General features: G+C 70.2%; 22 protein-coding genes. 10 read left to right on the forward strand and 12 right to left on the reverse strand.

Annotated elements, in window-relative coordinates; all coding sequences use genetic code 11:
* Nucleotides 1-100: 100 nt before the first annotated feature.
* Nucleotides 101-1,063, reverse strand: a complete 963-nt coding sequence (locus tag HD595_RS19475) for a VOC family protein (RefSeq protein WP_253771028.1) — start codon at nt 1,061-1,063, stop codon at nt 101-103.
* Between the two features lie 142 nt (nt 1,064-1,205).
* Between HD595_RS19475 and HD595_RS19480 the strand changes: the two genes are divergently transcribed.
* Nucleotides 1,206-1,787: a TetR/AcrR family transcriptional regulator gene (locus tag HD595_RS19480; RefSeq protein ID WP_253771030.1), complete on the forward strand. Its 582-nt coding sequence runs from the start codon at nt 1,206-1,208 to the stop codon at nt 1,785-1,787.
* A 439-nt stretch (nt 1,788-2,226) separates the two neighbouring features.
* Here HD595_RS19480 and HD595_RS19485 read toward each other — a convergent pair whose 3' ends face one another.
* The 3 genes from HD595_RS19485 to HD595_RS19495 form a co-directional block, all read right to left on the reverse strand.
* Nucleotides 2,227-3,312: a calcium-binding protein gene (locus tag HD595_RS19485; RefSeq protein WP_253771032.1), complete on the reverse strand. Its 1,086-nt coding sequence runs from the start codon at nt 3,310-3,312 to the stop codon at nt 2,227-2,229.
* 221 nt (nt 3,313-3,533) lie between these two features.
* Nucleotides 3,534-3,839, reverse strand: coding sequence for a hypothetical protein (locus HD595_RS19490; RefSeq protein WP_253771034.1), 306 nt, complete (start codon nt 3,837-3,839; stop codon nt 3,534-3,536).
* A gap of 6 nt (nt 3,840-3,845) precedes the next feature.
* The gene (locus tag HD595_RS19495; protein ID WP_253771036.1) at nt 3,846-3,998 is read right to left on the reverse strand and encodes a hypothetical protein; all 153 of its coding nucleotides are present in this window, start codon (nt 3,996-3,998) and stop codon (nt 3,846-3,848) included.
* Nucleotides 3,999-4,759: 761 nt separating this feature from the next.
* Between HD595_RS19495 and HD595_RS19500 the strand changes: the two genes are divergently transcribed.
* On the forward strand, nt 4,760-5,491 hold the full coding sequence (locus tag HD595_RS19500) for a peptidase inhibitor family I36 protein (protein ID WP_253771038.1): 732 nt from the start codon (nt 4,760-4,762) through the stop codon (nt 5,489-5,491).
* Between the two features lie 393 nt (nt 5,492-5,884).
* Here the strand turns inward: HD595_RS19500 and trpS are convergent, their stop codons facing one another.
* Nucleotides 5,885-6,994: a tryptophan--tRNA ligase gene (gene trpS / locus HD595_RS19505; RefSeq protein ID WP_253771040.1), complete on the reverse strand. Its 1,110-nt coding sequence runs from the start codon at nt 6,992-6,994 to the stop codon at nt 5,885-5,887.
* Nucleotides 6,995-7,423: 429 nt separating this feature from the next.
* Between trpS and HD595_RS19510 the strand changes: the two genes are divergently transcribed.
* Nucleotides 7,424-7,993 carry a hypothetical protein gene (locus HD595_RS19510; protein WP_253771042.1) on the forward strand — a complete coding sequence of 190 codons (570 nt, stop codon included), beginning with the start codon at nt 7,424-7,426 and terminating at the stop codon, nt 7,991-7,993.
* A 100-nt stretch (nt 7,994-8,093) separates the two neighbouring features.
* Here HD595_RS19510 and HD595_RS19515 read toward each other — a convergent pair whose 3' ends face one another.
* The 4 genes from HD595_RS19515 to HD595_RS19530 are packed head-to-tail and all read right to left on the reverse strand — an operon-like array spanning nt 8,094 to nt 10,142.
* Nucleotides 8,094-8,597, reverse strand: a complete 504-nt coding sequence (locus HD595_RS19515) for a GNAT family N-acetyltransferase (RefSeq protein WP_253771044.1) — start codon at nt 8,595-8,597, stop codon at nt 8,094-8,096.
* Nucleotides 8,594-9,016, reverse strand: a complete 423-nt coding sequence (locus tag HD595_RS19520) for an arsenate reductase ArsC (RefSeq protein WP_253771046.1) — start codon at nt 9,014-9,016, stop codon at nt 8,594-8,596. Before HD595_RS19520 ends, HD595_RS19515 begins: the two co-directional genes overlap by 4 nt.
* Nucleotides 9,013-9,762: an aquaporin gene (locus HD595_RS19525; protein WP_253771049.1), complete on the reverse strand. Its 750-nt coding sequence runs from the start codon at nt 9,760-9,762 to the stop codon at nt 9,013-9,015. Before HD595_RS19525 ends, HD595_RS19520 begins: the two co-directional genes overlap by 4 nt.
* On the reverse strand, nt 9,759-10,142 hold the full coding sequence (locus HD595_RS19530) for an ArsR/SmtB family transcription factor (RefSeq protein WP_253771051.1): 384 nt from the start codon (nt 10,140-10,142) through the stop codon (nt 9,759-9,761). The genes HD595_RS19525 and HD595_RS19530 overlap by 4 nt, the downstream gene beginning before the upstream one ends.
* Nucleotides 10,143-10,232: 90 nt before the next feature.
* Here HD595_RS19530 and HD595_RS19535 point away from each other — a divergent pair, with 90 nt between their 5' ends.
* Both HD595_RS19535 and HD595_RS19540 read left to right on the forward strand, forming a co-directional pair.
* Nucleotides 10,233-10,739, forward strand: a complete 507-nt coding sequence (locus tag HD595_RS19535) for an ArsI/CadI family heavy metal resistance metalloenzyme (RefSeq protein WP_253771053.1) — start codon at nt 10,233-10,235, stop codon at nt 10,737-10,739.
* Nucleotides 10,740-10,885: 146 nt separating this feature from the next.
* Nucleotides 10,886-11,794: an LLM class flavin-dependent oxidoreductase gene (locus tag HD595_RS19540; protein ID WP_253771055.1), complete on the forward strand. Its 909-nt coding sequence runs from the start codon at nt 10,886-10,888 to the stop codon at nt 11,792-11,794.
* Nucleotides 11,795-11,980: 186 nt separating this feature from the next.
* Here the strand turns inward: HD595_RS19540 and HD595_RS19545 are convergent, their stop codons facing one another.
* Nucleotides 11,981-12,904 (reverse strand): aminoglycoside phosphotransferase family protein, encoded by a 924-nt coding sequence (locus HD595_RS19545; protein WP_253771057.1) that lies wholly within the window; start codon nt 12,902-12,904, stop codon nt 11,981-11,983.
* 403 nt (nt 12,905-13,307) lie between these two features.
* Here HD595_RS19545 and HD595_RS19550 point away from each other — a divergent pair, with 403 nt between their 5' ends.
* From HD595_RS19550 to HD595_RS19565, 4 genes are read left to right on the forward strand one after another with little or no spacing between them, the layout of a single operon-like run.
* Nucleotides 13,308-13,814 carry a WXG100 family type VII secretion target gene (locus HD595_RS19550; RefSeq protein ID WP_253771058.1) on the forward strand — a complete coding sequence of 169 codons (507 nt, stop codon included), beginning with the start codon at nt 13,308-13,310 and terminating at the stop codon, nt 13,812-13,814.
* A 54-nt stretch (nt 13,815-13,868) separates the two neighbouring features.
* Nucleotides 13,869-14,624: a hypothetical protein gene (locus HD595_RS19555; RefSeq protein ID WP_253771059.1), complete on the forward strand. Its 756-nt coding sequence runs from the start codon at nt 13,869-13,871 to the stop codon at nt 14,622-14,624.
* On the forward strand, nt 14,621-15,004 hold the full coding sequence (locus HD595_RS19560; protein ID WP_253771060.1) for a YbaB/EbfC family nucleoid-associated protein: 384 nt from the start codon (nt 14,621-14,623) through the stop codon (nt 15,002-15,004). The genes HD595_RS19555 and HD595_RS19560 overlap by 4 nt, the downstream gene beginning before the upstream one ends.
* A 10-nt stretch (nt 15,005-15,014) precedes the next feature.
* Complete coding sequence (locus HD595_RS19565) at nt 15,015-15,401, forward strand: YbaB/EbfC family nucleoid-associated protein (RefSeq protein WP_253771061.1); 387 nt, start codon at nt 15,015-15,017, stop codon at nt 15,399-15,401.
* A gap of 167 nt (nt 15,402-15,568) precedes the next feature.
* Here the strand turns inward: HD595_RS19565 and HD595_RS19570 are convergent, their stop codons facing one another.
* Both HD595_RS19570 and HD595_RS19575 read right to left on the reverse strand, forming a co-directional pair.
* Nucleotides 15,569-16,999 carry an MFS transporter gene (locus HD595_RS19570; RefSeq protein WP_253771062.1) on the reverse strand — a complete coding sequence of 477 codons (1,431 nt, stop codon included), beginning with the start codon at nt 16,997-16,999 and terminating at the stop codon, nt 15,569-15,571.
* Between the two features lie 661 nt (nt 17,000-17,660).
* Nucleotides 17,661-18,443, reverse strand: a complete 783-nt coding sequence (locus HD595_RS19575; protein WP_253771063.1) for a CPBP family intramembrane glutamic endopeptidase — start codon at nt 18,441-18,443, stop codon at nt 17,661-17,663.
* A 154-nt stretch (nt 18,444-18,597) separates the two neighbouring features.
* Between HD595_RS19575 and HD595_RS19580 the strand changes: the two genes are divergently transcribed.
* Nucleotides 18,598-20,724, forward strand: coding sequence for a SpoIIE family protein phosphatase (locus tag HD595_RS19580; RefSeq protein ID WP_253771064.1), 2,127 nt, complete (start codon nt 18,598-18,600; stop codon nt 20,722-20,724).
* The last annotated feature ends 93 nt before the right edge of the window (nt 20,725-20,817 follow it).

The following is a 20,817-nucleotide window of genomic DNA, read 5'->3' on the forward strand; positions in this document are numbered from 1 at the left end:
ACCCCGGTCGAGGGGCTCCGCCCCTCGAGCACCCCGAGGCCGCTTGGCCACCTTGAGCCGAGGGCTTGGTTTACCCGAGCGTCATCCCCGAGACGAGCCCTCACTCCTCCTGGCGGAAGATGATCGCGGTGCCCAACGCGGCCTTGGCGGGGACGAAGATCTCTTCGCGGCCGGTTGGGCTCACATGGACGTCGTTGTCGTGCAGGAACTGTCGCGTGGCGGCGATGTCGCGTACCGACACCGTGCAGGCGACGAACGCCGGCAGGGCCGCAGGCCGTTCACCGGGTAGCAGGTCGCCGAGCGTCGAGGCGGTGACGACGGTGACGTTCGCGCGATCGAAGCTGTGCGGTCGGCCGTCGCGCGCCTGCCCGAAGTAAGTGGCATAACGCTGCGTCAGTGCAGGGAGCGCCTCGTCGGCGACGCACAGGACACATTCGACGAGCCCGGTCGCGCCGTTGGGGTGGACGGTATGCGGCTGGTTGCCGCGCAGTGGGGCCGGGGCGCTCTCGGCGAATCCGATCCTGCCTTCCGGCACGCGCCCGGCGGGCAGGCCGGGTGCGGAGATCTCCAGGTAGCGGACCGGTTCCATCGTGGTGCCGGTGTGGGTCTCGACGGGGCGCCGCACGGCGTGCACACCGGCATGGTCGATGTCGGCTGCGGTCAGTCTCGCGGCGATGCCGTCGATGTCCGGTGTATCGGCGATCATGATGTGCAGGCCCTGGAACCGCTGCAGGAACGACGCGATGTTGGCGGTGGTGGCGCCGATGGCCGCCAGCAGTCCGGGCAGCCTGTCGTCGGGCACCTGCAGCGGGGTCGGGCGGGCCTCGCCGGGCATGCGGCCGGGGTCGTCGATCACGGCCACCAACTCGATGAAGTTGCGCGGGAACTGCACGTGCGCGTTGGCCACGCCGAACGGCTCGGCGACTCCTCCGGCGACACGCGGCAGCAGGGGGTAGGCGGGCGCCGCCACGGTGAAACCAAGCCGACGATAGCAGTCCATGGCCTGGCTCATGTCGTGCACGATGTGGCCCACGTGATGCAGGCCGGTGATGTCGATGCCCATGATGAAGAGCCTCCGCGCTTCGAAGGGGTTGGATGCGCGTGCGGACCTGAGGGTGTGTCCACCCGATCGCACCTCGAACGATTTTGAGAGTACACTGTCATTAGACAGTGAGCTCTCTCTATTGGCTCAGTAGAGTTTCCCTATGGGAGAAGACGGGCTGCGCGAACGCAAGAAGGCCAGGACACGGGAGGCGATCCTTCGTGAGGCGTTCAGGCTCTTTCGTGAGCAGGGCTACCACGCCACCACCACCCAGATGATCGCCGAGGCCGCCGAGGTCTCTCCGGCCACCCTCTTCCGCTATTTCCCCACCAAGGAGCATCTGGTCGTCCTTGACCGCTTCCCGCCTCTCACCGAGGCGTTGGCCGCTCAGCCGCCAGGCGCCCCGGTTCCCCTGCTGCGGGGCGCGTTCCGCGCGGCCTTCGCTGCCCTGTCGCCGGAGGAGATCACCGCCGGACACGACCGGGAGGTGTTCGCGGCCACCGTGCCGGAACTACTGGCCGCCAACGTGCGCAGGAGTCCCGGCTTGATCGCAGAGGTCCGTCAGCTCGTGGCGGACAAGGCCAACTGCGCTCCTGAAGACCCGCGCGTACGCGACGCGATCGGCGCGGTCTTCGGGATCGTGGCCATGATCTGGATGCAGTGGGCACAGGATCCCGGCCTGGACGGTCCTGCCGAGATCGATACGGCACTGGCACACCTGGAAGCCGGCTTGAACCGGACGTAGATCAGCTGCCTGCTCGTGGCGGTGAAGTCATCGCCGGGGGAATCGACGGCACCGCGACGACGAACGCTCTTGCTTCTCACCAACATTGACATGCCGCGAGGGGAGCCAACCAGTCAGCCCTACCTCGACCAGGCGACCGAGCAAGCGGCGCGGCAGAGCACCGTGGCGGGTCCGACCAGACGTCGTGCTGCCCACGCCGACGAAGGGCCGACGCTGACGGTCTGTGACTCGGGTGACGTAACAGAGTGCCCCTGTTCTCGGGCTTGGATCGCCCGGCTGCCATCCCGGAGACGATCTGTCCGGGGGCCGGCAGCCGGGCTCGACACCGCGAGGGCCGCCGCCATTCACGAGCACCTGAACCGACGCGGCCCGCTACCCGCCGAGCACCACCTCGATGCGGGCTCGTCTTCGCGCGATGAACCGCTCATCGGCCACCCGGTTATGGCCAGGGCAGCACGGTCTCGCATTTGGTGTAATCCTCGAACTCCATTGACTGGCAGGTGTCGGTGCCCGAGTCGTAGTCGTATTCGCGGGCGTGGTCGGCGCCTCTGTCGCCCACGAGTAGATCGCCGTCCGCCCCGCCGTACAAATAGTCGTTCCCGTATGTCAGGTCGGAATTGTTGTAGTCGCCGTAGAGTTTGTCCGCGCCGGCGCCACCGTAGAGCCAGTCGTTGCCGCCATGGCCGTATATGACGTCGCCCCCGCTGCCGGGGCCGCCGTTCAGGGTGTTGTCCGCGTCGTTGCCGACGATGATGTCGGCGGACCAGCCACCGTAAATGTCTTCCACATCGTCCGGGATGTTCTCCTGTTCGCCGGCGATGCCGTCGTCGGCGACGCCATTCAGAGACGCCTGGACCTGCACCCCCTTGTCCGCGTAACTCACGACGTCCTCACCGCTGCCGCCGGCGTATGTGTCGACACCGTTCTCGCCTCGCAGGTCGTCGTTGCCCGGGCCGCCGGAAAGGCTGTCGTTGCCGTCCGAGCCCTCCAGGAGGTCGTCACCGTCCGCGCATTGCTGCGCGCACCCGCCGAAGAGCTGGTCGTTGCCGTTCTCCGGCTTTCCCTGGTTCGCGCGCAGGTCGTCCGGGCTGAGGCCGCCATTGATCCACTGCACGCCGGGGCCGCCGTAGATGACGTCGTTCCCGGAGCCGCCGTAGAGGCGGGCTGACGTCTTGTTGCTCGTGGGTAACAGGTTGATGATCGTATCGGCGCCCGCGTGCCCGTCCACGTCCAGCCCTGTGGGAGTGCCGCTCAGCCCGCATTCGACTTCGTGATCGGTGACGGCGATGCAGTCGCCGCCCGGCACCAGCGGGTAGTTCTCATCGGTGATGCGCACCCGGCCGTAGGCGGCCGGGGCAATGGTGATGCGGTTGCCCCCGTAACTTCCGTCGATGGTCAGCGTTTTTCCGGCCACGCCGACATGGCCTGCGGTGGGATCCACGTCGGCATTCGCGGCGGCCGGTGAGACCAACACCATTCCGGATGCCAGTGCTGCTGCGCCGATCCAGGGCATCTTCTTCCGCATACCACGCATCGCCGTACGAGCTCGTGCGGTTTTCTGTCGCAAGACATCGTCCTTCCTTGATGGCGCCAAGTGCGTGCGGCGCCGTGCGGATGGCCACACGGTAGTGCTTGCCGATCAAGGAATATGGGCGTTCGTAGATCTTGCCCGACGCTGGGGGGATCGTGCGTTGGCGCACGGAGGCCGCCCGCGCGGCCTGCCTGACCTGTGGTGCAGGTGGGGGCCTAAGGAGACGGGGCGCAGACGCAGGAGATCGTCCTCATGGTGCCGGCCTCCTCGTCGATGCTGGTGAGGTGGCGGCTGCCCAGGCAGTACCGGCAGTCGAGTTGCGAGGCGACGTACGGGTCCGACCAGACCCTGTGCTGCCACACCGGCGAAGGGCCGGCCGGCGGTGTCCCGGACCGCTCGGCGGGCTCGTTGGTGTCGCCCACCCAGCCGAGTCCGCCGCAGAACTGGCAGCTCAGAAACAGATCGCCGATCCGCAGGCCCTTGCGTCCCTCGCATTCGGGGCAGGCGATCCGGTCAGACAAGGCCGCTCACCGACGCCCTGTCCCGTCGCATGACGTGCAGGGCACCCACGTGCGCTCCTGGTTCTTCTTTCCGTTGAGCTCCATCCACTCGCCCTGGGCGCCGAGGCAGGTGCCGCAGATGGCGGGCTCCTGCTCGTCGTCGTCAGCCTTCTTGCCCATGGATCTCACGGTAGTTGCGTCGTGGCCTACTGTCTGTGACTTGGGTGACGTAATGAGGTGACCCTGTGCTCGGTCCCCTCCGACTAGTGACCTGACGCCTGGGCTCGGGAAGCGGGGCGAGAAGCCGGTGCCGCCGGTCACCTGTGGAGACGCTCTACTTTGCCCGGCTGGTTCGGGTGCGGCTCGTCCTGATCCTGGGTAGCTACTCTTCGAACATGTATCACTACTCTAAGTAGTTATCGGGACTTCTATGCGGTGGACGGCCAGGAGGAGAGCGACGGCTGGAGCTGTCGCATGAAGATCGCCGACGGCACCTACGACGGCTACTGGCTCGACTCCAGCGACGGGTACGTCTGCGCTGTGGGCTCCACCAGCCAGCGGTGGAAGTTCCTGGGCAGCGTTCCACCTCCGACGGGGCCAGCGGCAGGCGACTGCGCGCCCAGTACCGCGCGACCCCGGAGACCTACACCATCCGCAACATGGAGCTCTGAGCGCGCCTCGGTGAATCTCCGCCCATCGCCGGGACGCGGCGGCTTTCGCGATCGTGGTGGGCGGCGGAGTTGCGACAGGGACTCGCTGAACGACCACGGCGGCCCCAAGCGGACCTCGCTTGTGGCTCGAAACGTTTCCGCTGGTAGGGGCGTCTCCTGCGCGGACGGTTTCCACAGACATCACAGCCGGCGGCTGCTTGCGCCGCCTGCCGGGCGCGGTTCGACCCCTTCCCGGGACAGCCGCGCCGGCCTCAACGGTACGGGAGCATCATGAGCGACGACACGGAAGCGAAGCTGATCTACGGCAAGGGAGCCGAGGCGTGCCCCGAGGGCAACTTCTGTCTCTACCGGGCCTCGAACTTCAACGCGGGCCAGGGCCCGGGACGCGACAAGATCCTGGCCATCCCCATGGGCGTATACGTCAACGACTTCTCCGAGTACGGGTTCGACCACAGCGGTGACGGGGTGAGCGCCGTCGTCAACAACACGACCGAGGACAACACGCTGTTCTCGGCCGCCAACCAGCAGGGGCACTCACTGCCGGTGAACCGGGGCACCTCGATCGCGAATCTGCAGACGATCCCCATGGCCGGGAGCCCGAACGGCTCCTGGAACGACCAGGCCCAGTCCGCGCTGGCGTCCCGCTACGTGGGGAACCTGCGGGTCGAGCAGGAGCTGCGGGGCCACTGGGCGGAAGGCGGGGGACACCTCTACTCCTACCGGCTCACGATGCACGCCGAGGACACCCGCGTCATGAAATGGGCCGTGGGGTTCGGTGGCCTGCCGGAGGGAACCTCACTGTCCAAGAGCTTCATCGACACCTTCTGGGGTGAGATCCTCCGCGACGGCACCGACGGTGCCGTCCTGCTCGGCTCCCCCGAGCGCGGCGGACACAGCGTCGATCCCGGGACGGCCCTCCCCATCGACATCCAGGTCGTCTATCCCGGCCAGAGCTCCGCCTACGAACGCCTCATCGGCCTGAACGCCCAGCAACTGGGCTGACCCGGCTCGGTCTCTTCGACTGCATCGGCAAGGAGGACCTGAAGGGCCTCGGGAGAGATGCTCGGGGCCCCAAGGCCTGTTCCTGGCGCACCGCCCCCCTTGACATCGCCGCGCCGGCTGCGACGACATCGGGCTCACGCGCCTGTAGTACGGGCTGTCCGAGCGGCAGTCGTACTCCTTGTAATTCTCCATGACGAGCTTGGCCGTCCCCACCTTGACGCATTGCGTGAGCGTCCGGAAACCCCTGGTACGGCTTCCAGCCCGTGGCCGTGGCGCCGGCCGGGGTGGCGGCGGCGAGGGCGCCGACCGCGAGGGTGCCGGCCATGGCAAGGGTCACGCCGAATCGCGCGGGGGAATCCGTAGGAGCGCGCGGCGTCGCGGTGCCCGGAGCGGTCAGTAGTGACTGTTCATGGCGGCACGCACCTCGGCGAGGGTGGCATCGGCCACGGCGTTGGCCCGCTCGTTGCCCTCGCGCAGAACCCCGCGCAGGTAGGTGCGGTCCCGCGCGTACTCGGTCCGGCGGGCCCGGATCGGCGCCAGGCACTCGTTGACCGCCTCGGTCACGGTCCTCTTCAGCGCGGCGGCTCCCGCGGAGCCGATCTCGGCGGCGATCTGCTCGGGCGCGCGGTCCTGGCAGAGGGCCGCCATGAGCAGGAGAGAGGACACCTCGGGCCGGGTGGCCGGGTCGTAGGTGATGAAACGCTCGGAGTCGGTCTTCGCCCCCTTGATCAGCCGGGCCGTCTCGTCGGCGTCGGCGGCCAGGGTGATGGCGTTGCCCCGGCTCTTGCTCATCTTGGTGCCGTCCATGCCGAGCAGCAGCGGCGCGCTCGACAGCAGGGCGTCGGGACGGGGGAACACGGCGCCGCCGTCGCCGTAGCGGTCGTTGAAGCGGCGGGCGACGGTCCGGGTGATCTCCAGATGGGGGAGCTGGTCCTGGCCGACCGGGACGAGGTTGGCCTTGCAGAAGAGGATGTCGGCGGCCTGGTGGACGGGGTAGGTGAACATCAGGCCGCTGACGGCGGACTGGCGCGAGTGGGCGATCTCGTCCTTGACCGTGGGGTTGCGGTTCAGCTCGGAGACGGAGACGAGGCTGAGGAACGGCAGCAGGAGCTGGTTGAGGGCGGGAACGGCGCTGTGCGTGAAGATCGTGCTGCGTGCCGGGTCCACGCCGATGGCGAGGTAGTCCAGGACCAGCTCCTCGACGTACTCGGTCAGGTTGTCGGCGATGTCGCGGTCGGTCAGGACCTGGTAGTCCGCGATGATCACGAACGTCTCCACGCCGAGGTTCTGCAGACGTATCCGGTTGTGGAGGGTGCCGAAGTAGTGGCCGAGATGCAGCCGTCCGGTGGGGCGGTCGCCGGTCAGCACCCGGAACTGCCCGGGGGCCTGGCGGATCAGCTCCTCCAGGACGGCGCTGCGGGCGTGCGCGGCGGACGTCTTGAGGGGGTCGGCGGAGTCGGGGGTGAGGGCCTCGGAGTCCGCGGTCTGCAGGGTGGTGTCCATGAGGTGTTCTCCTGGCGGGTCGGGTCGGGTCGGTGTCGCCGTCAGGACGACACGCCCCCCTGCTCCGGGGAACACGAAAGGGCCGTCCGTCCGAACGGCCCTTTTTCTTCATGCCTGAGAGGCGGCCGCTCCTACGAGGAGCGCCACCAGCTCAGACAGGACGAAAGACGCATGGGCTCATCATAACGTCGGCTCCCCGTGCCGGGACAAGATCCAGCCGGGGACGAAGGAGGCGAAGCCGGGCGACGTATGGGTGGCCCTACCAGTACAGGGAGGCTGTCCCGACCCGTGATCTTCGTGGTCGCCGCAGGGACACGGCAGCGCCCAGATGATCCACTGGTTGCCCTTCGATGAGAAAGGAAGCGGCAGATGGAGCGGTGTGATCGGCGCGCTGCGATCGGAAGTGCGGCCGCGCTGGTGGCGAGCGGCGTGGCCGTGCTGGCGAGCGGCGGCCCCGCCCGAGCGGAGTCCTCCGGCGAGCAGGCCCGGGAGTCGTTCCGGGTGGTGGACCGCCGAGGCCGGCAGCGTTTCCTCGCGAGCTCGAGCAAACCTCCGGTGATAACGGGGGGTAAGACGTACCCCGCCGACCAACGCCAGGGGCCGGACGGCACCTACCTGATCTTCAATGACGGGGACGGCAACGAGAAAGGAGGAATCGTCGCCTCCTCCGTCGGGGCGAGTCTCTCCCTCGACTACACCAACGCGCAGGCGATCACGATGGCCACCCGCTGGGAGGGCGTCCACGGCGCGGCGATGCTGGAGATGAAGCACATGCCTGATCCAGCGCTCCCGATCGGCCAGGTGCCCGCCGTGCCGCCTCGCGTCCAGCTCGGCTGCAGCACCGTGGAAGGGGCCTTCCTCGTGCTCAGCGACTCGCGAGGACGCCCGAGGATCGTGCTGGAGATCGATGGCGCCGACAATCCGATGATCAAGGTCCTGGACTCCCAGGGCCGGGTGGTCGGGCAACTTCCCGACACCCCGGCCGGGCGGCATTCGTAACCGTCAATCGGGATCACCGGCCCGCCCGTCGGTCGGACGGCGGGCCGGGTGGACGATCTGCGAAGCCGGGCTGATGCTGATCACCTGATCGGCGGTCCCGTCAGGAGATGCGGGGGCTGCGGCGTTCGACGAGGACGACGTCGCGCCAGACGTCGTGATGGCGGCCGATCCGCTCGCGGGTGCCGACGACGCGGAAGCCGGCGCGGGCGTGCAGGGCGAGGCTGGCGGCGTTCTCGGGGAAGATCCCGGACTGGACGGTCCAGATCCCGGCCGCCTCGGTGGAGGCGATCAGGGCGCCGAGCAGGGCGGAGCCGACGCCGCGGCCCTGGGCGTCGGGATGGACGTAGACGGAGTGCTCCACGACGCCCGCGTAGGCGCATCGGTCGGAGACCGCGGTGGCCGCGACCCAGCCGAGAACCCGCCCGTCCTCGTCGAGGGCGACGTGACGGTGCGCGGGGAGCTTGACCGCGTCGAACCCCGCCCACGTGGGGGCCTCGGTCTCGAAGGTGGCGTGACCCTGGTCGATGCCGAGCTGGTAGATGGCCAGGACCTGCGCGGCGTGTTCGGGCGTCATGGCGGCGATCCGGATGGCGGCGCTGGTCATGCCGACACCTCGGCGTCGGGGAGGAGTTCGCGGATCAGGGCGCGGACGCGGGTCTCGATCTCGTCGCGGATGGGGCGCACGGCGCCGATGCCTTGTCCCGCGGGGTCGTCGAGCTTCCAGTCCTCATAGCGCTTGCCGGGGAAGATCGGGCAGGCGTCGCCGCACCCCATGGTGACGACGACCTCGCTGGCCTGGACGGCCTCGGTGGTGAGCACCTTGGGCAGTTCGGCGGAGATGTCGATGCCGACCTCTTTCATGGCCTCGACCACGGCGGGGTTCACCTGGTCGGCGGGGGCGGAACCGGCGGAGCGGGCCTGGACGCGGCCCCTGCCCAGGTTGGCGAGGAACGCGGCGGCCATCTGGGAGCGGCCCGCGTTGTGCACGCAGACGAACAGCACGGACGGAACGCGGGCGCTCATGAGCGTGACCTTTCCGGTTCGGCGACAGGATGAGCCGTGGCAGGACGGGCCACGGGTCCGGGTGCGGCCTGGGAGGCGGGGAACAGGATCTCCACCAGTCCCACACCCACGATGCCGCCCACCAACTGGGCGGCGACGAACGGGCCGACCGAGGCGGGAGCGATGCCCGCGTAGGTGTCGGTGAAGGCTCGGCCGATGGTGACGGCGGGATTGGCGAAGCTGGTGGAGGAGGTGAACCAGTAGGCGGCGCCGATGTAGGCAGCGACCGCCGGGGCGGAGAGGTGGGAGCGGCGCGTACGGGTCAGGCCGAGGACGAGCAGCACCAGCCCCGCGGTGGCCACCGCTTCGGCCAGCCACAGATGGCCGGCGAAGCGGGTGTGAGCCGACCAGTCCACCAGCGGCAGCTCGAACATCGCATTTGCGAGCGCGGCTCCGGCCACCGCGCCGCCGATCTGCGCGCCCGCGTACGCGGCCACCTCCCGCAGCGCCGGTCGCCCAGGCTCGCCTCGTTCCTGCCACCAGGCGGCCAGGGAGACGACCGGGTTGAAGTGGGCTCCCGAGACCGGGCCCAGCAAGGCGATCAGCACGCCCAGGCCGAGCACCGTGGCCAGCGAGTTGGCCAGCAGGGCCACGCCGCCGTCCGGGCTGAGCCGTTCGGCCTGGATGCCGGAGCCGACCACGACGGCGACCAGGAGCGCGGTGCCGACCGCCTCGGCGGCCATGCGCCGCCCCAGCGGTAGGCTCATCCGCCCGCGCCCGCGGGGACGGACGCCCGCACAGGCGCCTGGAGCAGGCCGGACAGCCGGTTCAACGCCGCCGGGATCACCCGGTAGTACACCCACGTCCCGCGTCGCTCGGAGCTGACCAGCCCGGCTTCCCGCAGCACCTTCAGATGGTGGGAGATCGTCGGCTGGGACACGTCGAACGGGCCGGTCAGGTCGCACACGCACGCCTCACCGCCCTCGTGCGAGGCGATCAGGGACAGCAGCCGCAACCGGACGGGGTCCGAGAGCGCCTTGAACATCCGCGCCAGCTCGGCCGCGTCGTCGCCGGCCAGCGGTTCGCGCACCATCGGCGCGCAGCACCCCTCACCGGCGGGGAACACCGGCAGCATCTGCTTCGACATTTGTCTATATTGACAGTCGCCTAATCGGAATGGCAACCTCCCCTATATCGACGCCTGTCGATACAAGGAATTCTGCGATGGGAGATCGCCATGTCCCGCGTCCAACTCGCCCTGCGCGTCGGCGACCTGGAAGGCTCGATCGCCTTCTACGCCAAGCTGTTCGGCGTCGAGCCGGCCAAGCGCCGCCCCGGCTACGCCAACTTCGCCATCGCCGAGCCCCCGCTCAAGCTCGTGCTCCTGGAAGGCGAGCAGGGCCAGGAGACCGTCATGGACCACCTCGGCGTCGAGGTCTCCTCCACCGGCGACGTCACGGCCGCCGCCGAACGGCTGGAGCAGGCCGGCCTGGTCACCTTCGCCGAGAACGACACCTCCTGCTGCTACGCCCTCCAGGACAAGGTGTGGGTGCGCGGCCCCGGCGCCGAGCCCTGGGAGGTCTACGTGGTCAAGGCCGACGCCGACACCCTCGGCAAGTCCGCCGCGGCCACCGCCACCGCCACCGCCACCGCCGGCCCGGCCGCGCCGTGCGCCTGCGGCCCGGCCGCCGAGCAGGCCGACGGGCGGAACGCGCCGGCGGCTTCCGGGACCGGCTGCTGCTGACCCGCCCCGACGCGACCATGCCCCACCGCCGCGCCGCGGTGGGGCATGGTCATGACCTCCTCGCCGGCCTCACCCCGGAGGGGCTACGTCCGGCGCACCCGCACGGAATTGACCTCAAGCTGACGTGAGGTTGCACAGTCGGGTTCATGAAGAGCTTCGAGATCGGCGTCATCCTGCCCGGGGTCGGCGCGCAGCGTGAGAACGGCATCGACCTGCGAGAGGCCGCCCGCCACGCGGAGGACGCGGGGCTGGACGGCGTCTGGCACGGTGATCACCTGGCCGTCGGCGGGCCGACACTGGACGCGCCGATCGCGCTGGCCACCGCCGCCGCGGCCACCTCGACGATCAGGATCGGCGCCAGTGTGTTCGTGCCGGCGATCCGGCCACTGGTCTGGGCGGCCAAGCAGATCGCGACCCTGCAGTACGTGTCCGGCAACCGGCTGATTCTGGGCGTCGGTTCCGGGGGCGGGCCGTGGCAGTGGGCGGCCGCCGGGGTGGATTACCGGCGGCGCGGCAGCCGTACGGACACCGCGCTGGAACTGCTGCCCGAGCTCCTCGCGGGCGAGGAGACCCGGCTGCGTGACGAGCCGGGGCAGCCGGCGGTCACGCTGGCCCCTGCCGCCGACATGCCGCCCGTGTGGGTCGGCAACGCGTCGGAGGCGGCCATCCGGCGGGCCGCGCGGCTGGGCGACGGGTGGTTCCCCTCCCTGATCCCGCCTCGGGAGGTCGCCGAGGGGCGGGCCCGGCTGGCGGAGCTGGCCGCCGGACATGGGCGGCCCCTTCCGGTCATCGCGATCGGGGGCAGCGCCGCTCTGGGGAGCGGGGCGGGTGTCCCGTCGCGGGAGCGGCTCGCGGCCGGCATCAGCGGAGCTTACGGCCGGCCGCTGGAGGACGTCATCGACATCCCGCTCACCGGCCACCCCGAGGAGGCCGCCGAGAGACTGAACGCCTACCGGGAGGCCGGGGCGGGTCACGCGGTCATCGGGGTGGCGGGGAGCGACTGGCGGGCGCAGGTCGATCTGCTGGCGGAGGTACGGGACCTGCTGCTCAGGTGACGACAGCAGGCCGCCGATTGGCCCGCGAACGCCGTAGCCGAGGCGGGCCTGACGACGCGCTCTCGGCCGGACGGGCACTCATCGACGGCGGCGCGCTCCCGGCCGGACGGGCAGTCACCGACGGCGACGCGCTCTCGGCCGGACAGGCAGTCACCGACGGCGGCGCGCTCTCGGCCGGACGGGCACTCACCGACGGCGCAGCAGGGCCGTGGCGATGGCGACCTGGGCAGGCTCCAGTGTCGCCTTGCCGTCCTCGATGTCCCACAGGGCGTTCTGCAGCACGCGGCCGAGCGTCCAGCCGGTCGCCCGCTCCCGGTCCAGGCCGAGAGCCTCCGTCAGCAGGTCGAAGCGCCGGAGCACCGCGCCGGGCACGTCGCCGGTGGCCTCCACCTCGTCCCACCGGTTGTCCAGTGCCGGCAGCAACTCGAACCCCGGGTCGCCGGCCAGCGGCTCGGGATCGATCGCCAGCCAGGGTTCCCGTTCTCCGGCGAGAACGTTGTCGTAGTGCAGATCCCAGTGCAGCAGACGGTCGCCGGGTTCGCCGACCAGTTCGGCCACGGCGGCCGCACAGGTGCGCACCAGCCGCTGCTCATCGGGGTCGCGCAGCGCCGGCACCGCCCGCTCGACCTCGTCGAGCATGGCGGCGGCGATGTCGGCAAGCCGCCGCACCCCCCGCGGGGCGGCCACCGACGTCAGCCGCGCCATCAGCTCCGCCAGGACCTGCAGCGCCACGGTGTCGTCGGGGATCGAGGACAGGGGCCGGGCCGCGTCCAGCCGCTCCAGCAACTGCGTGGCGCTGCTCTCGTCATGATCGAGCAGGCGCACGATCCCGTCGCCGTCCCACGCCCGCAGGCCGGTGGCCGTACCGGCGGTCTCCTCCCGGAGCTGCTGCAACTTCAGGACGGCGGGCGTCCCGTCGGCCTGGAGCACGGGCAGGACCAGCGAAGCCATGCCGTACGCGGGCCGGCCGTCAGGCCGCAACCCCCAGCGCTCCAGGAACTCGCCGCCCAACCGGGGCAACCCGGCGACCCATGCGCGTGCCTCGGCGCCGTGTGCGCCATAGGACGCGGCGAACGCGTCCGGTACGTCGATGGAGATCGACTTGGTCACGGAAGACTCTCCTTCGTCAGCTCAAGGTCAGGTGCGATGAACGAAGGAGATCGCGGAGGCGCCCGAGTGTCGGGCAGGCGTCAAAGCATGCTCCCATCCTAAGCGGGGACGATCACGGCGCAGAGCGGGGGCGAGTTGCCCGCTGTCACATTTCCGCCGCGCGCCGGGTCATGGAGGCGACGGAACGGGCTCGGTCGCCGACCTCACGGAGCATCTCTCGCGAGAGTCGTCACCTTCGCCGTGTCCGCCCCGTCGTGCGGGTGAAGACGAAACGCGAGCAAGTGGGTGTCCGTATATGTCAAGAACTGTGGACGCCTTCGAGGTCGTCCCGCCGGCGGCCGTCCACGAGGAGGGATCACCTGTCCTGGCACCCCCCTTTCAACGAACCCGGAGGGATTCGTCCATGAAACTCCCCGTCTTCGGCACCAGTGGTGGCGTCGATCGGCAACTGCTCGACCCGTCTCAGTGCCCACACGATCCCCCGTGCCGGATTCGCCCGTGCCTGCCGGAGGACAGGCTGGGCCGCTCTCACGGCCCTCTTTGGCCCGGGCGGGACGACCACGTTCCCACCCCGCCCCGGCCCGTCGAGCCTGCCCCGGATGACAAGGACGGCTACGAGGCGCGGACCGACAAGATCATGTCATTCGCCGACGTGATGCTGGAGGCCGCGACGAACATCGGCAGGATCAAGGCCGAGGTCCCCACGATCGGAGACGGCTGGTTCGACGTCCCCGCCGTCGTCCATCCCTTTCTCAACAGGTTCAACGGCTACGTCGAGGAATGGGTCGAAGCCGCGGGAACCCTGCAGCGCGTGCTCGAGGACGACGGGCCGAAGCTCGTCACCATGGCGAAGAACTACCGTGACGCCGACGAGGCCGCCGAAAAAGCCGTCGATCAGATCAAGCGGTGAAGGACGGCCCAGATGAGCCAGCGTGCTTCCAGTCTCGCCCTGGTACAAGGTCATATGAAGAGGCGGGCAGCCGAGGAGGCGGCCCGGCGGGCAGCCGAGCAGGCCACGGCTGCCCAGGTCGAGGTGGATCCGAGGTTCTTCAAGAGAGTGATGGCCCTGGTCGGGGAGAACAAACGGCCGGTCTTCACCGGGCTGGCCGGGGCCGGCCTCCTCGTGGCAGGCGGTGCGATGGTCGTCGCCGCCATCAGGAACGCGGCCGACCCCAGAGGGTTCTTTCAGGACCGGAGCAAGTGGAACGAAATATTGGGTGATCTCAAGCTCAGCGCCTGGGACGTGTGGATCACTTACTTCAGCGAGGTCGCGCCGTACTGGATGGGGCACGGCTCCGAAACGGTCCAGCGGTATCTCAGATTCGAGCTGATCGGCATGTTCGACGAGCTCGGCCGCGTCGCCACGGAGATAAGCAGCACCCTGACCAGCCTGGCCTGGGACGTCATGGACTACGACATGAAGCTCGTCGGGCTGCTGCTGGAGGCCGGCACGGTCTTCACCGTGCTCCTGCCGTTCAGGGCGACCGTGCCGGGCAAGATCGCCCTGGGGGCCGCCGCCACCGGGTTCCTCAAGCTGCTCCTGGACCTGATGAAGGAGTTCGCCGGCAAGATGAAGGCGCTCGACCTCAAGCTCGAAACCCTCGGCCACAAGGTCTTCGAACTCCGAGGGCTCTTCTCCGTGGGTGACGGCAAACTGCACCTGAAGCCGGTGGGCTACGACGCCAACCTCTGGGTGCCGGTCACCAAGGAGCACCGATGACGAACGGAGGCAAGGAGGAGGACCTCCCACGGTTGTTGGGTGAGATCGAGCGCGTGGCCGACGCGTTCGCGGGCGGCAGGAGCGAGCTGGACGAGCGCAGGGTGACGGGTACCGACGGCGCCGGCTGGGTGGTGGCCACGGTGTCGGGCTCGGCGCAGCTCCTGCAGGTGCGCATCGACCCTCGGGCGATGCGCGACCTCGACCATGTGGCGCTGAGCCAGGCCCTGCTGGACGCGATCGGAGCGGCGCGCGAGTCCGCGGCCGAAGGTCTGCGGGAGATCCTGGACAGGCTGAACGGTGGCCGGCCGCAGCCCGCCCAGGAGGACGATCCGTCCACGCTGCACCTCGACGCGATTCTGCGGGAGGGCGGGCTTGGATGAGACGGACAGATTGCGGATCCTCACAGAGCAGTTGGAGCGCCTGGAGCAGCGATCGGCGACTCTGGCGGAGGTCGGGGCGGCGGTGGAGCAGTGGGCCAGGCGGGAGTTCACCGGCAAGGTCGACCAGGGCGGGATCGTGGCGACCGTGGGCGCCTCGGGAAACCTGCTGGCGCTCGACATCAGCGGGCTGAGCAAGCGGCGGCACGACGGTGTGACACTCGGCGACGCGGTGCTGGCGGCGGTCCACGCGGCGGAGCAGGCCGCGGCGGAGGCGCGGACCACGATGATGCGTGACCTGGGCGCGGGGGCGCACCTGTCCACCCTCATGAACCAGGCCCGGCACGACTTCGAGGTCCGCACCACCGCCACCTCGCACCAGGACCCCGCACAAGGGTGACCGGCTCCCCGCCGCCACCGGGGTGACGGACACGACCAGCGCGGCTGGCGGGACAGCGGGGAACGCCCGCGAGGTCATGGCGCCGGCGCCTGCCCGGGCGACCCGCGGCGGTCCGGCGTCGACACGATCCCGCGTCGACGCCGGAGCCTGCGCGCCGGTTCCGATGGTCACGAGCTCCGAGGGAGTGGGGCTTGGCCGGTCTGCTCCGTCCGGCTGGTGCGATTCGCCGCTCGTGCGGTCAGGGCACCGACCGCGCAGATGATCGGCAGTCCGAACAGCACATACCGTGCCGAGGCGAGTATCGATTCACCACCCAGGTTGAGCAGAACTCCCGCGACCGCCGTCCCGAACGCGATCGACAGGCTCGTCACCGCAGCGATCGCCGCGGCGGCCCGCTGTCCTTCCTCCGGGTCGCGGGTGCTGGACATCGCCGCCACCGAAAGGTGCGGATACGCCAGACCGATGCCCGACCCCGCGACCAGCAGCACCGGCACCCAGACGGCCACCAGCCAGATCGGCGTGTCCGCGCGCTGCAGGAGCCCCTGCACGAGCAGACCGAGAGCCAGCACCATCGGGCCGAGCACGCACAACCGCCGCACCCGGCGTTCCCCGCTTACCGAAGAGCTGCCGATCTGGGTGAGTGACCACCCCAGCGAGATCGCCGCGGCGAAGAACCCCGCCACCAGCGGGGGTAACCCGGCCAGCCGCTGACCGAACAACGGCAGGAACGACTCGACGGCGACGCCGAAGGACAGCAGCCCCAGCGTCAGGTAGACCCACTTCAGTGACGACCCCCTCCGGTACGTCGCGCGCGGGAAGACCCGCAGTTCGCTTCGCCGCTCATGCATGACGAACCCGACCGCCGGCAGCAACGACCCCGCGACGGCCGCGACCTTCGCGAGCGTGCCCGGCAGCACTCCCGCCACGCTCACGGCACCCGCGGTCGCCATGACCAGCAGCAGCGACACGGCGGGGATCGGCGGGCGCGCGTCGCTGCGCTCGCCAGGCGGCATGACGCGGGGCACCATCGCGCCGCAGACGGCCGCCAGCGCCGCCATTGCCGCGAACGCCAGGCGCCAGACGCCCAACTGGGCGAACAGGCCGCCGAGCGCCGGGCCGGCGAAGTTGCCCACGCCGTACATCGCCGACATCAGCGCCGCACCGCGCGTCCAGAGCCGGGGCGGCAGCGCCGACCGGACGACGGCGAACCCCAGCCCGGACAGCAGTCCGGCGCCGAGCCCCTGGACGCCGCGGGAGAGCAGCAGCACGACCATCGACGGGCTCAACGCGCAGGCCACGGAGCCTGCCGTGAACGTGGCGTAGGCCAGAAGGTAGGCCCGGACGTTCCCCCATCGGGACAGCAGCCGACCGGTGAGCATCGTCGCGATCACCATGGCGACCAGGTAGAGGGTCATGTTCCACGCGTAGAAGCTCGCGCCGCCGAGATCGGACACCGCGGTCGGCAGCAGGCTCGCCGCGAGGTAGATGTTGATCGCGGCCACGAGTACCCCGCCGGCCAGCACGGTCGCCGCACCGAGGTGTTCTGCGCCGAGCAGTTCCCGCCAGGACGGCGGGTCGGGAGACGGGGCGACGTTCACGCGGTCACCTCCGTCGTCGGGTGCGGGCCGACGCGATCTCCGCCGAGTGCGGATTCGCCGCACGTCTTGCCGGAAGGCGTCCTATCAGGCTGTTCGTGGTCACCAGCGCTCATGGTTTCAAGCCTGTCGTTGAACCGGTCCCGGAAAGTTTCCCGTCGCCCGGTGGCGATCATGCTGGGCCGACGGGCCCGCAAGCCTCAAGCCCTGAGAAAACCTTTCGCCGGTCATGGGCGCTTACTGTGGGGGTGCGTGGCCACGATGGGGCGAACGCATTCGCGGCGTCCGCAAGCGCCGAGGCTTGACGCAACAGGGTCTGGCAGACCTCACAGGCGTGTCGGCGTATCGATGTCGTATCGAGGAGAATGCCGCAGCGTACGGCGGACGAGGGTCTCCGGACGCACGTCTCTACGCGCCTCCTGCTCCAGCTTGAGGATGAGGGAGACGTACCGGTGGCCGCTGCGTCAGGCCCCTGATGTGTGGACCGCTCTGCTGAGCGGCGAGGCACGGTAGTCAGCCACGGTCAGGCTTTCGTCCCGTGTCCAGACGTGTGGTCAACGGGGGTCGAAGGGGGGGCGGGAGCCCCCCTTGGGAGACTGTCCCGACTCGAAAGGCGCGAAGCGCCCCCATGGAGGGACCTTGCCTTTTGGCCTCTCCTACCGGGTCAGGGGAGCCAGCTCACCTTGCCGTGCAGCACCGCGTACCCCACGAAGGCCACGGCGTCGATCAGCGTGTGCGCCACGACCAGCGGCATCGCCCGGCCCCACCGTTGGTAGAGGCGGCCGAACACCAGCCCCATCACCACGTTGCCGACGAACCCGCCGAACCCCTGGTACAGGTGGTACGAGCCGCGCAGCAGCGACGAGACCGCCACCGCCCGCCAGGGGCTCCAGCCCGCCTGGTCCAGCCGGTGCAGCAGATAGCCGGCGACGAGCACCTCCTCCAGCACGCCGTTCTGCGCCGCGGCGAGCACCAGCACCGGCACCCGCCACCACTCGTCGGGCAGCGCCCCGGCCACCACCTGGAGGTTGACCCCCGCGGCGTACACGGCGAGGTAGAACGCCAGCCCCGTCCCGCCGATCACGGCCGCGAGGGCGGCGCCGCGGCCGAGGTCGCGGCCCGGCTCCCGCCCGTCCACGCCGATCGTGCGCAGCGACTCTCCGGAGCGGACCAGCAGGTAGGCGACGAGCGCGACGGGCGCTACCGTGATGGCGATGTTCACGAGCTGGAGCGTCAGGTCCAGCCAGGGGCGGCCGGGCGCGAGCGTGGGGGTGAGCACGGCGTGCTGGCTCTTGAGCCCGCTCGGGGCGGTGAGCGCGCCCACCAGCCGGACGAGCGCCACCAGGCCGCTGGCGCCCAGCGACACGGAGAACACGACGAGGAGCTCGGCTCCGATGAGCCGCCGGGACAGCACGGGAAGGCCGGTGGGGGCGGGCTGCGTGTGCACAGTCCGCAGGGTAATCGCCGATCCGTCGGACTCGGGTAAGCGGGCCCCGGGTGGCGCCGATCACAGCAACTCGGGCATATTGTCCTTTAGAGGCATTTTTCGGGTACTAGCGTTCTTCCGGGTACAGACTCACCCCGAGAGTGAGGGGCCGCCCATGCACGACCAGGCCACCACCATCTTCGGCCCCGAAGACGACGACGCTCCGGGACTGGACGAGCTGCTGGCCCACGCCGTGGGCGGCACCGGGGCGCACATGGGCGCCCTCTACCTCCTCTCGCCCGAGGGCGACACCCTGCGCATGGAGTCGACGATCGGACTCCCCACCCCCATCGCCAGCCAGTGGTCCAGGCTCCGCCTGGACGGCAGGGTCCCCGGCCCGGCCGCGGTGCGCGAGGGGCGCCTGGTGTGGGTGCCCGATCAGGAGGAGATGGCCCGGCACTACCCGGACGCCGCCCTCACCCTGCCGTATCCCTTCTCGACGGCCGCCGCGCCCATCCGAACCGACGAGCACGACTGGGGCGTGCTCGTCCTGTTGTGGCCCGCGCCGCACGCCCCCGAGCTCAGCCGACAGGAGCGGGACGTCATCGACCTCGACTGCCGCCGGATGGCCGTCCTGCTGCGGCGGGCGGCCGAGACCGGGCACCCGGTCGTGCCCGGCGAGCGGCCCCGCCTCCTCACCGTCGGCCGCGGCGTCGATGCGGACCCCGAGGAGGCCCGGGCCGCGCTCGACTACGTCAACCGGCTGCCCGAGGGGTGCTGCGCGCTCGACATGGACGGCCGCGTCACGTTCATGACGCAGACGGCCGCCGACCTGCTCGGCGGCAAGCTCTCCGAGCTGGTCGGGGCCCGGCCCTGGGAGGTGCTGCCGTGGCTGCGCGACCCGGTCTTCGAGGACAACTACCGGGCCGCGGCGCTCAGCAACCAGGTCACCGCGTTCACCGCCTGCAACCCGCGCGGCGAGCGGCTGGCCTTCGAGCTGCACTCCGACCCGTCGGGCATCAGCGTCCGGATCGTCCCCGTCCCGGGACCGGCCCGCCGGCAGGCGCCGGGGGAGACCGCGCACCTCATCAGGCCGATCCGGGCCGACACGCTCTACAACCTGGTGCACCTCGCGACCACCCTCACCCGTGCCGTCACCGTCCAGGACGTCGTGGACCTCGTCGCCGAGCAGGTCATGGTGGTCTGCGACGCCCAGAGCATGGCCATCCTGCTCGCCGAGAACGGCCGGATGCTGGTGGTCGGCTCCCGCAACTACGAGCCGGAGGTCATCGACCACTTCGACGGCCTGCCGCTCACGGCGCACACCGCGAGCCAGCACGTCATGATCACCGGCGAGGCCGAGTTCTTCGGAAGCTGGCAGGAGCTGGCGGGCCGGCACCGCGACGCGGTGCCCCAGCCCGGCATGGCCGCCTGGGCGGTGCTCCCGCTCATCGCCTCCGACCGCCCCATCGGCACGGTCGTCCTCGCCTACGAGCGCCCGCACGTCTTCACCGCCGACGAGCGGGCCACGCTCACCTCCCTGGCCGGGCTCGTCGCCCAGGCCCTGGAGCGCGCCCGGCTCTACGACGTCAAGCACCACCTGGCCGAGGCCCTCCAGGCGAGCCTGTTGCCGAGCGAGCTGCCCAGCATGCCCCGCCTGGACGTGGCCGCGCGGTACCTGCCCGCCACCCGCGGCATGGACATCGGCGGCGACTTCTACGACCTCATCAGGCTGGACGAGAGCACGGCCGCCGCCGTCATCGGCGACGTCCAGGGCCACGACATGACCGCCGCCGCGCTCATGGGGCAGGTCCGCACCGCCATCCACGCCCACGCGACCGCGGGCGCGAGCCCCGGCGAGGTCCTCTTCCACACCAACCGGCTGCTCATCGACCTCGCGCCCGACCTGTTCACGAGCTGCCTGTACGTCAACCTGGACCTGGAGCGGCACGTCGCGTGCCTGGCCAGCGCCGGCCACCTGCCGCCCCTGCTGCTGCGGCCCGGCGCGCCCGCGGAGATCGCGGACCTGCCCGCGGGGCTGCTGCTGGGGCTGGACCCGGACGCCGACTACCTGACGACGGAGCTGGCGCTGCCGCCCGGGTCCATGCTGGCCCTCTACACCGACGGCCTGATCGAGGCACCGGGCATCGACATCGGCGAGGGCATGGAGGCCCTGGGCCGCCGCCTCACCCGCTGCTCCGGCCGTCCGCTGGCCATGGTCGCGCAGACGCTCATCGACCACGCGCTCGACGTCCAGCAGCGTACGGACGACATCGCGCTGCTGCTGCTGAAGCACCTCTGAGATCACCCGAATAGCTGGGACTCCCGGCTTGACGCCATGCTTCCCTGCCCCTATAAACAGGTTATATCTACTAAATAAGTGGGGAATAGGGAG

Origin of the sequence: Nonomuraea roseoviolacea subsp. carminata (genome assembly GCF_024172185.1) — a bacterium.
GTDB classification, from domain to species: Bacteria; Actinomycetota; Actinomycetes; order Streptosporangiales; family Streptosporangiaceae; genus Nonomuraea; species Nonomuraea roseoviolacea.